Origin of the sequence: Gilliamella sp. Fer4-1 (assembly GCF_001690515.1) — a bacterium.
Classification (GTDB): domain Bacteria; phylum Pseudomonadota; class Gammaproteobacteria; order Enterobacterales; family Orbaceae; genus Gilliamella; species Gilliamella apicola_C.
The window spans coordinates 1-11,668 of sequence record NZ_LZGZ01000316.1; the positions used below are offsets into that span (position 1 = coordinate 1).

Annotated in this window: 12 protein-coding genes and 1 pseudogene; 8 read left to right on the top strand and 5 right to left on the bottom strand. The window is 34.8% G+C overall.

The features are described from left to right. Positions 1-27: 27 nt before the first annotated feature. Both A9G30_RS10580 and A9G30_RS10585 read right to left on the bottom strand, forming a co-directional pair. Positions 28-993, bottom strand: coding sequence for a hypothetical protein (locus A9G30_RS10580; protein ID WP_065588932.1), 966 nt, complete (start codon positions 991-993; stop codon positions 28-30). 114 nt (positions 994-1,107) lie between these two features. Further along, positions 1,108-2,184: a hypothetical protein gene (locus tag A9G30_RS10585; RefSeq protein WP_141672088.1), complete on the bottom strand. Its 1,077-nt coding sequence runs from the start codon at positions 2,182-2,184 to the stop codon at positions 1,108-1,110. A gap of 524 nt (positions 2,185-2,708) precedes the next feature. Here A9G30_RS10585 and A9G30_RS13725 point away from each other — a divergent pair. Beyond that, positions 2,709-2,786: an IS3 family transposase gene (locus tag A9G30_RS13725; protein WP_442903048.1), complete on the top strand. Its 78-nt coding sequence runs from the start codon at positions 2,709-2,711 to the stop codon at positions 2,784-2,786. 90 nt (positions 2,787-2,876) lie between these two features. Further along, the gene (locus A9G30_RS10595) at positions 2,877-3,314 is read left to right on the top strand and encodes a hypothetical protein (RefSeq protein WP_141672089.1); all 438 of its coding nucleotides are present in this window, start codon (positions 2,877-2,879) and stop codon (positions 3,312-3,314) included. 438 nt (positions 3,315-3,752) lie between these two features. Here A9G30_RS10595 and A9G30_RS10600 read toward each other — a convergent pair whose 3' ends face one another. Next, on the bottom strand, positions 3,753-4,502 hold the full coding sequence (locus A9G30_RS10600) for a hypothetical protein (protein ID WP_065588935.1): 750 nt from the start codon (positions 4,500-4,502) through the stop codon (positions 3,753-3,755). A gap of 153 nt (positions 4,503-4,655) precedes the next feature. Between A9G30_RS10600 and A9G30_RS10605 the strand changes: the two genes are divergently transcribed. Then, a complete protein-coding gene (locus tag A9G30_RS10605) occupies positions 4,656-5,348 on the top strand; it encodes a JAB domain-containing protein (protein ID WP_065588936.1) in 693 nt (230 codons plus the stop codon). A 196-nt stretch (positions 5,349-5,544) separates the two neighbouring features. Then, positions 5,545-6,063, top strand: coding sequence for a hypothetical protein (locus A9G30_RS10610; RefSeq protein WP_065588937.1), 519 nt, complete (start codon positions 5,545-5,547; stop codon positions 6,061-6,063). A gap of 11 nt (positions 6,064-6,074) precedes the next feature. Here A9G30_RS10610 and A9G30_RS13395 read toward each other — a convergent pair. Next, positions 6,075-6,822: pseudogene (locus A9G30_RS13395) on the bottom strand (IS256 family transposase); the annotation flags it as partial. On the opposite strand from A9G30_RS13395, the gene A9G30_RS13400 reads away from it, so the two are divergent. From A9G30_RS13400 to ispC, 4 genes are all read left to right on the top strand, one after another. Beyond that, positions 6,815-6,946 (top strand): hypothetical protein, encoded by a 132-nt coding sequence (locus A9G30_RS13400; protein WP_255305772.1) that lies wholly within the window; start codon positions 6,815-6,817, stop codon positions 6,944-6,946. The pseudogene A9G30_RS13395 and the gene A9G30_RS13400 sit on opposite strands and share 8 nt — an antisense overlap. An 863-nt stretch (positions 6,947-7,809) precedes the next feature. Further along, positions 7,810-8,475: a deoxyribose-phosphate aldolase gene (gene deoC, locus A9G30_RS10625; protein WP_065588940.1), complete on the top strand. Its 666-nt coding sequence runs from the start codon at positions 7,810-7,812 to the stop codon at positions 8,473-8,475. A gap of 57 nt (positions 8,476-8,532) precedes the next feature. Beyond that, positions 8,533-9,294, top strand: coding sequence for a DNA-binding transcriptional repressor DeoR (gene deoR / locus A9G30_RS10630; protein WP_065588941.1), 762 nt, complete (start codon positions 8,533-8,535; stop codon positions 9,292-9,294). A 1-nt stretch (position 9,295) separates the two neighbouring features. Next, entirely contained in the window at positions 9,296-10,474 is a 1,179-nt protein-coding gene (gene ispC / locus A9G30_RS10635; protein WP_065583168.1) for a 1-deoxy-D-xylulose-5-phosphate reductoisomerase, read from the top strand. A 95-nt stretch (positions 10,475-10,569) separates the two neighbouring features. Here the strand turns inward: ispC and A9G30_RS10640 are convergent, their stop codons facing one another. Next, a complete protein-coding gene (locus tag A9G30_RS10640; RefSeq protein WP_065588942.1) occupies positions 10,570-11,529 on the bottom strand; it encodes an aminoimidazole riboside kinase in 960 nt (319 codons plus the stop codon). Positions 11,530-11,668 lie beyond the last annotated feature (139 nt).

The following is an 11,668-nucleotide window of genomic DNA, read 5'->3' on the forward strand; positions in this document are numbered from 1 at the left end:
ATGTTATTCATTGTTTTTTAGAATTATTTAAAACCCAAAATCATCATCTAGTTCATCTGCGTTTTTGCAATAATTATCTTCTTTTTGTGTACATTGACGAGAAAACACTTTATCTGAATCATTCGTGCTACGTCTTTTATAATTACATACCGAATTAAGTAAGGTATAGCTATGTTTTTTAGTGTCAAATTGAAAAGTTTTAGTGATTACAATGTCGTTATCTTCTTTAATTGGACAAATTTTTTTCTGAATGGCTTGTTGTTTCTTTTCATCAAAAGAAATATCGAGACCATCTAAATTCAGATAAACAAATTTTCCTTTTTTCTTATCAAAGGAGTAAAAACGATGAAAAGTAGGCACCCCCATTACATCATCGGTTGTTTTAGAAATAAAAAAATCATTATCAATGCCATCAAAATTGTAATCATCAGTGCCTTCAGGTCTATGAATTACTGTGCTATCACCGTTTTTTATTGTTTCGATTGACATAAATTCATAATCACTAATAGCAGCATCATTAATTGTTTGTAACAAACTACCGTCTTTTTTTCGGTAAACATTAATGCCAAGCATTTTATAAGCGCAGTCTTTTATAGATAAAACGATTTTGAAATAGTAATCTTTAGTTGTCTTGTGTTGTAAAAATTCTATTTCTTTAGATTTTTTTTCAAATATATCTAATTCTGAGTCCGAAAAGCATCCAAATTGCAGTTCACTTTCTAATTCTGTTTTAGGTAATGACGCTAATCTTTTATCAGCTGAAAGATTATCATCAGACTCTGTGCCATCCTCATTTTCGGTTAAAAGCTTAGGATGATTGGTGATATTATTGATATATAAAGTTGCATTACCAGCAAAATCATTATTATAATTGTAATAATACTCTTCTTTATACTTGCCATTCGTTCTGATTTCGATTCGATAAAAATAGTTGGCAAATACAAAGTTGGATAAACATAAGATAGCCACTATAATGTATTTTATTGTTTTCATATTCTTTCACTTAATCATATTATCCACTTCTCAAACTAACAGCATTTAAGAATTATTTTATAGAAATTTATGGCATTTTAGTTGATAGTCTATGCTTATTTAGGCGTGCAATTACTAGTCGGCGTAAAATGCATTCCATGGTACCCAATTAATTATTTCACCATATTTTTCACTTTGATAACTCACTTTAAACCATAAGAGCTTTCTCATTTTATAAATTTCATAAAGGTTAGTTTTTTTGAGTTTCTCATTGTCTAATTCTACATCTAAAATTTTGACAAAATCGTTTCTTTTTAAATAGTTATAAGTTGGATATTGAAAGTCTGGTTGTTCATAAAGTTGAACTTTTTCTAGTTGAATATAAGAATGAATATCGCTTTTTTCGGTTGAGTTATCCAGTATATCTGAAAGCCTGTCCATATCATAAAAAGTAAAATTACCGTTAGAATTGAGAATATCTAAACCAATCATATGTTGGTATTCAAATTCACCTAATTCTTTAATTCTTTGAAATACTTCGATATTTTTGAAATGATATTGCTTATCTTTATTTGCTATTATTACTGTATATTTATCTAAATCATAATCCTTAATTAATTGATAGTGTTGATAAAAACTAATATCACCCACTTTACCAACGAAAACATCAAAATTTTTATGTAATAAACTTTCATCAGTGTGAGGGAAATAGGAGTAAGAATTTAATTGGCGAGGATCAAAAAGAGCCAAGGAACCATTTAAATCTTTAATATTGTTAATCTGCTTTCTTTCAGTGCAATAAGAATATCGGGTTTCCATCAAGTTGATTAACCGTCTCTTAACATAGCTACAATCAATAGTTAGTCTGTTGTTTTGAATTGTTATTGGAATGTAGCCTTGAATATTATTTGTTGTTGCATGCTTGTAAAATAATGCGGGTTGATTATTCCAATTGGCAAATTGAACATCAAGTGAATGATAAGATCCAATCAAATTTTCAAGTTGATAATCCACATTATCACCTTTTACTTCTAATATAGCGGGTTTTGAAAATTCATTATTTTCATCATCACAACGATAAGATATAAAGTTATACGAATTTGAATTAATCTCGAACGAATAGTTTTTAGCTTCTATTTTGTTTGAACAATGCTCCTTAGCATTGCAGATAGCGCTTATTGATATACATAATATTAATATTATTTTTTTCATTTCTAATTATTATTCACTAAATAATGATTTTAAGTCTATTCCAGTATATAAATTAGCTAAGATTAAGGGTAGAAAAAATTAATTTTTATATAAGTAACCTAAGTTAAAAACAATGGTAATCGATACCGTTTACGTGCATTATGTCGATGTTTAAATGTAACGGGAAATCGTTTCTATTATCAGCGACAATTGACGTAGCAACCACAAGATATATTGCTGAGTGAAATAGTGGGACGAAGTGCTGGCAGGCATAAAACAGCGGCACGGGTCATGCAAGCGATGAGTCAAATATCCATGAACTTACAGACGATTGAGTTTTTTCATTCTGATAGAGGAAAAGGGTTTGATAATCATTTGATTGATAAATGCTTAACAGCATTTGGAATTAAACGGTCGTTAAGTCGCAAAGGCTGTCTTTATGATAACGCAATTGCAGAAAGCACATTTAAAGCCGTAAAACCAGAATTTATGCCAAATACTATTTTTGATCACTGGCGCAACTTAAATTGGAATTTAATCACTATGTGGATTGGTTTAATTATAACAGGCTTCATTCAATATTAAATGGACAGTCGCCGATTGAATATAAAAGAAATCGATGACCTTATTTTTTGTACTAAAAAGTGTGGACATACCACCAGACTCTTTGGCATAAGCTGTAAAAGAAATTGAAGATAATAAAGGGCAAGCTAATGAAAATAATTAATTTATTAATTATCGTATTGTTTAATTTTATAGGTGCCTATCTAAGTTACCAATGGTGTTATCGAATGATTATCGCAAAACATCGCACACCAGAATTATATTATTTGATGTGTTATGGTTTGTGTTATTTCTGTTTTATTCTGATTTCAATCTTCCTTTTATATAAAATAAATCGGCCGATGGGTTTAGTGATGTGCGGAGTGCCACTTGGTATTCTAATTACCTTAATGTCACCTATTGTCTTCATGTTAGTTATGGATGAGGCTAATAAATCGGTTTTTAATCTAGATTTTATTATGGGATTTTTAGGTATTACATCACTGGTAACCCTTAATTTTATAATATATCCGGCAATTTTATTATGCTGTCATTATTCTATTGGTGGGATACAAAAAATATCAAGTAAGCTTGCTTTGAAGCAATAATTAATTACCTGAATTAGCCAGAGCATCGCCCACCTATTTTATACTGTGGCACTCATCAGATTGGATTGCCGCCCTGTATTTCTTGTCTTATTTTAAGTTCATCAATTTTTGTACAAAAAACGCTCTAACTTATCCGCCTTAAAATGTAGTTCAGAAATCGTGTCGCTTATCCACGCACATCATAATCACTATTCGGTAATGGAAATCCCCACACCTGATTACAGGTATAATGCCTATGGATATCATGTAGCTTGTGCTAATTCTGCTAATTTTTGTTTTCTACTCCTTTAGGTTATTTATTCTAATTTATATCTAAATTTTTAACACGTTAAGGATGCTAAAGTCTTTTGCCTATTACCATTAACAAATCATTGAGCATAATAATTTATGATTGAAACGGTATAGAATCCTGAATCTTTTTTACAAATGCATTAAACATTATGATGATTTAGAGCTAAAATGCGATTTGCTAGCGGGTAAAAACGTGTCGCCAGTGTGCATGTCTAACCATGTTTGACGATAACGTTGACATCGCTTTATTTGATAATAGTTAGCTAATGCCAAAAATCCTTGTAATTCCATTATCTCCAAAAAATAACGTTGCCACTTAGCGACGGTATCGGTATTAATTCCCAATTGCTGGCTAATCGTTTTAAATGTCTCACCTTGTAGTAATAAATCAACAAAAGGTAACCACAGTTCACAATGAGATAATTTATCAAGATAATACTTTTTGAGAGGATTAAACGTTCGGCGACAGGTTCGGCAACGAAAATTAAGGCGGTGCCCAATGCGAACTGTACTAAGCGATCCACAATAATCGCAAGGCATAACTGACGTACCAAGCAGCTTGGTCAGCCATAACTTAAATGCCTGAGCTTGTCTAGACACTTCTACCGGCATCGTTTGTGTAAGATTCAGTATTGCTTGATAAAGATCTGGCTCATACTGCGCTAGCCACTGACGAATAACGTTATCTCGCCTTTGAGCAGCTCGTGGTGAAAGATGAAATTTATTGGCAATCAAGCTATGTGGCAGAGCAATTAACGTCATGGGCGCAATGTCAATCAGTAATGCGACAGGCTTAAGGCGTCGACATAATGAACTTGTTGCGATTAATGACGGGACTCGTTGCAAAAAGCGCTTAGCAGCAGAATGCTGCTCTTCGGGTAAAATAGCGTGATACATTGTTGATCTCCTTTGAAACGGTATAGAATCCTGAATATTTTTTACAAATAATATAACCTAAAAAGTGAACAGGTGGAATTATTTGATTAACGACTGCCCAGCATAAACAGAATATGCTATATTATTTTTCGTTTGATTTTACAAGGCGATAAGATGGATATTAAACTAACCAAACATGACAAACGCTATATTGAAAGCACAGACGACGTGTATAGCATTATGCAGCGTGTGTTATTGCGTGAAGATAAGATCGACCAAGAAAAGGAACATCTTTGGATGATTGGTATGAATCAAGCGGGTTATATCCTGTATATTGAACTAATTGCGCTTGGGTCTTATAAATCGGTCAACATTGAACCAATGAACGTGTTTCGTATTGCGGTGATGAAAAACGCCTCACGGGTGATTTTGGTGCATAATCACCCGTCTGGATCGCTAATCCCCTCAGAGGCCGATAAAGATATCACTGACCGCTTAATTCAAGTTGCCCATATTTTAAATATCGAGCTTACCGACCACTTAATTATCACCCCAAAAACCTATATCAGCTTTCGCAACATCAAACTGATGGCTGAACTTGAACAAAGCTTGAAATATGTTCCGACTTACCAAGTAGTTGAACGCATCCGTAAACAAGAAAAACAAATTGCAAAAGAAAAATTAGCGGTTGAGAGGGATAAGACCAAAACAGCTCAGCAGAAAGCAAAAGAGATAAAAGAAAAAGCTGAATCTGAAAAGAAAATACTGATTAATGCATTACTGGAAAAGGGCGTATCTATTGAAAATATTGCAAAGATTTTGGGGACTACAGTGAGGGTGGTTAAGAGAATTATTAATTTAAAATAATAGTGCATTTTATAAACAGTTAGAAGAGCAAGATCTAGAGTTTATAAGAGAAAACTATCCAGACAATATTTTAGAACTTATTACCCATAATTTTGAGGAATATATAAATAAACTAAAAGAGGATGATTCTTTAATTGATCATGATGAGATAATAAATCTATTATCAACAGAGTTAAGTTCAGCGCAAAAAACGTCATTGTTAGGTTTAACAAATGTTCCTATTTCCATTAATTATGCAAACGATTCAGTAGCGCTTCAAAAGCACATTTTAGAAAATAATTTTAATACTGATGATTTAGCCGTGATCACGAATAACCAATACTATAATTCCGCCACTAATGTCATACAAAATAAAGTAAAACAATTATGCATAGAATATAAAACGCAAACTCAACAAATTAAGTCCATTTGTTACAATTTATTAATCGAGTTATTCACATGTGATGTGTTTTCATTAGATGATAAATACACACTATTATGTAACCAAATACCGCATCTAGAGGCCGGAAAAACATATAATGCATTAAAAATAATAGAAAAAGATCCTACAAATAAAAGTCTTTTTTCACACCTATTTATCGCTAAAAGCACAAGTTTTGAAAATACAGCTTTAAACCAAAAAATAATCGAAGAACTGAATAAGAAATGGAGATTTACCTACAAAGTAGAAAATAACCAAATTAATGCTTATGGGCAAAAATTAGTTAAAAACTAAATTGATTGAAACTCTAACGCATCAATTTCCGCATCACGAGACACCGCCTTGTAGACTGGTTTTAAATCACTCATCAAGGTTTTGTGATGTTTAGAAGCAACATACTTAATTGAATGACGAATTTGATGCATAATGCAAAGCTGAACCGCTATTTTTGGGTAAATGGTATTAATCACTTCAGAAAAACCAACCAAGGCATCCACACAATTGATTAAAATGTCATTTACCCCTCTGTTTTGCAAATCGGTCAAAACCGATAACTCAAAATTCGCCCCTTCGTTTTCAGATAAATATCAACCTCATACTTCTTTTTTCCCTGCTAAATTAAGGGTTAGTTCGGTATAAACAGCCTTGGTGTGATAACCCCGTTTTCTTTTACTTTATAATGGATTGCATTCATTCATCCAGACTAACGGGTAAACCGACTCTAGTGGTCGTTGTTGCCATCATCGTAGCAGGAGAGGCACGAAAAACATAAATCTCTTCAATATGCTGGTTAATGCCTTTATAGCTCATTCCCAGCGTATATATACTCAGGATTTTTTGCCCAATTTAATCGCTTAATGTTGTGTGATTTTTTTTGATGAGTTGAGATTCAAATGAACCATTCCTATCTCTTGGTACATCAAGTTCGAAGCTACCTAATGTGGTTTTTATTGTCTTTGAACTTTCACTGTTTCGTCGATTAGAGGTAATATCATTAGCTAAATGAGAATCTAACTCCGCAGATAATGCCACTTCGGTGAGCTGTTTGAAAAGTGAATGGATTTCTGTGGGGAGTTATCGTCGTTTAGCTGAAGCTAAGTCAGACATGTTCTGCTACTTATTCGATTATACCTCGTCCCTCTTTGCTAGCGACATTCGAGTTAGTTGGTCAAGATAGTCATGGTAGTGCTGTTATCAAGTATGGATTTAAGTTAAAGCAGTGGTTCGTCACCCGAGGTGAATATAATTACTATGGCTATTTTAATTCATTGTCTTGGTGTAGAAGTATCGGTTACCAGATGCCAAGAGTAAGGGATTTTACTAATTCGCAGTGTATAGGTGTCATGGGTGGTTCTGGCTGTGAAGGTTCAGTCGGCACCACGCCATCTTCATCTAGTAATCATTACCAGCGCAATATTAACGCCGGTTTCCTCACTGAGTGGGGCAACTTGCTCAACTACCCTGGTGCCAGTTGTACCGACGACCACTGGACGAGTGACGCTACTCCGGATAGTGAACGGTTCGACCGGTTCATTGTGTGGATAGGCACTGGTGAGATATACAGATACCGGTCGAGAGACTCTAGCCAGACTTTTTGCGGCCTCGGTCCTTAAACCTTAGTACTTGGTCGTGAGGTTGATATGGACTAATCTAGCCGAGGCTATTTAAGAAAGGTTGCTGCGTAAGGCACAACCTTTCGCTTACAAGGTGGGGGAACTAACTAAATAACGAAGCGAATTGGTTGCGTAAGTGACCTGCCAACGACGAAAGCGGTGTTAGCATTGGTAAAATTGGCATATAAAAGAATAATTAAATTAAACACATCGCAAAAAGCCTTACTTTTTTAAATCTAATCTTTGTAAGATTGCGCTCTGCTTTTTAAAAAGCTATTTTTGACTGTACTATTTTATACAATTGTTACATAATGTTATTATAATAACATTATGGCTTTATATTTGTTATTTTTGTAACATTACTATTCATTTACCTACTAACAATATTTATTAGACATTATTACAAAGACAATTTAAGGATCTCGTTATGAGCTATGCAAAGTATATTGATCATACTTTACTCGCAATGAATGCGACGGAAGATCAAATTCGTAAACTCTGTGATGAAGCCAAGGAATATCATTTTTATTCTGTTTGTGTGAATTCAGGTTATGTTCCTTTAGCTGCAAGCTTACTCAATGGCAGTGATGTTAAAGTTTGTTCGGTCGTTGGTTTTCCACTTGGTGCTATGCAGACTTGCGTTAAAGCTTATGAAACCGAAATGGCGATTAAAGGGGGCGCACAAGAAATCGATATGGTGATTAATGTAGGTTGGTTAAAAAGCAATGATTGGGACGCTGTTAAAAATGATATCGAAGCGGTATTTAAAGCTTGTGGTCAAGTGCCATTAAAAGTCATTTTAGAAACCTGTTTATTAACGAAAGAAGAGATTGTTAAAGTCTGCACCATTTGTAAAGAAATCGGAGTAGCTTTTGTTAAGACTTCAACAGGTTTTAGTGTTTCTGGTGCCACTGTTGAAGATGTTAAATTAATGCGCAAAACCGTAGGCGATAAGATGGGGGTGAAAGCGTCTGGTGGTATTCGCAATCGTGAAACGGCGGAAGCAATGATCCAAGCGGGCGCAACACGATTAGGCGCAAGTGCTGGTATTGCTATTGTTTCTGGTAACACTACATCATCAAGCAATTATTAATCAATAAACCCATCAATAAGCGACGTTATGTTGCTTATTGTTGTTGATGGAATCTGAATGGAAATGCAATCACAAAAAAGAATTAATGAGCTCATTCAAATTTTAACAAAAACTGATAAGATTCATTTAAAAGATGCTGCTAAGCTGTTAGCGGTTTCAGAAATGACCATTCGGCGAGATTTAAATAGTGTTCCTGCCTCATTAAGTGTTTTAGGTGGTTATATTGTCAGCGATGCTCGTTATCAAGCAACACGATATTTTGTTTCAGACCAACAAGATAAACAAGTTAACGAAAAGTTACACATTGCTAAACGGGCAAGCAAATTAGTTTTTGATAATGATACTGTCTTTTTTGATTGCGGTACCTCAATACCTTTTATTATTGATGCTATTGATGATTCCGTTACTTTTACCGCTATCTGTTATTCATTAAACGCATTTTTAGCATTACAAAATAAATCTAATTGTAAGACAATTTTATGTGGTGGTCATTATCAGGCTAATAATGCGATTTTTAGCGCTATTGGACAGCATAGTGAATTAAATTCGATTTGCCCAAATAAAGCGTTTATTTCGGCCGCGGGGATCGATATTGAACAAGGTGTAACTTGTTATCATTTTGATGAACTTGATATGAAATTGCAAGCTATAAAAAAATCAGGTCAGAATATTTTGATTGCCGATCATACTAAATTTAATCAAGTTAAGCCGGCTTTTATTGGCGAGTTAACGCTGTTTAATCAAATTATTACAGATAAAGCGCCTGCTAAGGAATTTATCACTTTTTTCAATAACTATAACATTAACTTGATGTATTAATATGAAAAATATCGCAATTTTAGGATCGACTGGCTCAATTGGTTGTAGTACTTTAACCGTTATTGCTCAAAATCCACATCAATTTAAAGCTTATGCTTTAGTTGGTGGCAATAATGTGATAAAAATGACTGAGCAATGTTTAGACTTTAAGCCAAAATACGTTGCCATGGCAACAGAGCAAGCGGCTGCTCAATTAAGAGCAAATCTTGCTAATCTAAAATTGGATGTTGAAGTGTTAAGTGGTGAACAAGCCATTTGTGATTTAGCGCAATTGCCAGAAATAGATCAAGTTATGGCGGCTATTGTGGGTGCGGCTGGACTAAAGCCAACCCTTGCTGCCATTAAAAAAGGTAAACGTATTTTGCTGGCCAATAAAGAATCGCTAGTTACCTGTGGGCATTTGTTTATGCAGGCGGTTAAAGAGTATGGTGCCAAGTTGTTGCCAGTAGATAGCGAACATAATGCCATTTTCCAAAGTTTACCAACGATGGTACAGCATAATTTAGGTTTTACTAACCTTGCCGATCACGGCATTACTAAAATCGTGTTAACGGGTTCTGGTGGACCATTTCGTGATTGGGATTTAGCTAATCTTGCACATGTCACCCCTGAGCAAGCGATTGCTCACCCTAATTGGTCGATGGGTAAAAAAATATCTGTCGATTCGGCAACGATGATGAATAAAGGGCTGGAATATATTGAAGCTCGTTGGCTATTTAATGCCAGTGCCGACGAAATGGAAATTATTATTCATCCGCAATCAATCATCCATTCAATGGTACGTTATCAAGATGGTAGTGTGGTGGCTGAACTTGGTGTGCCTGATATGTGTACGCCAATTGCTTATGCCATGTCTTATCCCGGTCGTGTGCCTTCAAGCGTACCACCTTTAGATTTTACGCAAATTTCGTCGTTAACATTTAAACAACCTGACTTTGACCGTTATCCATGTTTAAAATTGGCAATCGATGCCTTTAATCAAGGGCAAGCGGCTACCACAGCGCTCAATGCTGCCAATGAAGTTGCGGTTGAGGCTTTTTTGCAAAATAAAATCGGATTTATGGATATTGCTAAAAATGTATCAAAAACCTTAGAAAAATTAACTTTTCCTGAACCGTCAACTATTGATGATGTTTTTATAATAGATCATTGGGCAAGATCACAATGTGGCCAGTGCTAAATATTATTTAGTTTTAATAAACAATGAATTAAATTTAAGTAAGGGCAGTTGACAACCAAAATTATGTTTTACTGCCCCATTAGTGGCACTTTTTGTTAGGCCATTTGTTTCGCCGTTAATGTAGGGTTATCGCTAATAAATGATTGTAAAAATACACTATCAGGTAATGCGGTTAATGCGCCTTTTTGAGTAGTTGCTAAGGCACCACAAGCACTAGCTATAGTCATCATGCTTTCTAACATGAGCTTATCTTCTGGCATGCCTGATGATGCAATACTGCTTAATAATCCTGCTACAAAAGCATCACCCGCGCCAGTGGTATCAACGCTATTTACATGAAACGAATCAAAAGTAAAGGTTTTACCTTGCCATAATACAATACTGCCATCTTTACCTTTGGTAATGAGCTTTAATGGTGCTTCATAGTGTTGTTGTAGTTTACTTAGTGCTTCATGCCAATCATTGCATTGTGTTAACCAAAATAGTTCTTCGTCCGATAACTTGAGGATATCGGCATCATGGCAAAATTGCGTAATAGTTGTGCGCATTTCGTTTTTATTTGTCCACATCTGCTCGCGCAAGTTAACATCAAAGCTGATTAAACCACTTTTAGCTGTAAGACGTTCGATTGCTGTTTTGACTGTTTGCCGGCAAGTATGCCCGACGAGAGCCAAAGAACAAAAATGTAAAATATCTTGGTTGAAATCAGGTATTGCTTGCTGAGACAAAAATTGATCAGCTGAAGGTGACACAAGAAAAGTAAAGCTGCGTTCGCCATTTTGACCTAAATCGACAACCACAGTACTTGTTCGATGTTGTTCGTCTTTTTCAAGGCTTTGACAATCAACGTGATATTTACGGAAAGTCGTTTCCATAAATTCACCAAAAGGATCATTGCCCACCCGACCAATAAAAGCGGAAGGTAATCCTAATTTTGCAACACCAATTGCGACATTAGCTGGCGCCCCACCAGCGCAAGCTTGATAATTCATATCACCAAATGGCAACAAATCAATGACAGCATCCCCAAGGGACCAAACTTTAGTATTATTCATTTTTCAACTCGATTATAGTTAGTTACTGCGGTAATCTACCATAAGCATAGATTACTCTATCTCTGTAAAATACATCATCTTTTTTACTTTTTAATAACATCATTGATGTTTAATTTTTTGTTCAATTAATTATGGCTTG

What these genes read in the sequence shown, in the direction of transcription:
- A9G30_RS10580 (WP_065588932.1), bottom strand. Translation starts at nt 993, where the DNA reads ATGAAAACAATAAAATACATTATAGTGGCTATCTTATGTTTATCCAAC.
- A9G30_RS10585 (WP_141672088.1), bottom strand. Translation starts at nt 2,184, where the DNA reads ATGAAAAAAATAATATTAATATTATGTATATCAATAAGCGCTATCTGC.
- A9G30_RS10595 (WP_141672089.1), top strand. Translation starts at nt 2,877, where the DNA reads ATGAAAATAATTAATTTATTAATTATCGTATTGTTTAATTTTATAGGT.
- A9G30_RS10600 (WP_065588935.1), bottom strand. Translation starts at nt 4,502, where the DNA reads ATGTATCACGCTATTTTACCCGAAGAGCAGCATTCTGCTGCTAAGCGC.
- A9G30_RS10605 (WP_065588936.1), top strand. Translation starts at nt 4,656, where the DNA reads ATGGATATTAAACTAACCAAACATGACAAACGCTATATTGAAAGCACA.
- deoC (WP_065588940.1), top strand. Translation starts at nt 7,810, where the DNA reads ATGAGCTATGCAAAGTATATTGATCATACTTTACTCGCAATGAATGCG.
- deoR (WP_065588941.1), top strand. Translation starts at nt 8,533, where the DNA reads ATGGAAATGCAATCACAAAAAAGAATTAATGAGCTCATTCAAATTTTA.
- ispC (WP_065583168.1), top strand. Translation starts at nt 9,296, where the DNA reads ATGAAAAATATCGCAATTTTAGGATCGACTGGCTCAATTGGTTGTAGT.
- A9G30_RS10640 (WP_065588942.1), bottom strand. Translation starts at nt 11,529, where the DNA reads ATGAATAATACTAAAGTTTGGTCCCTTGGGGATGCTGTCATTGATTTG.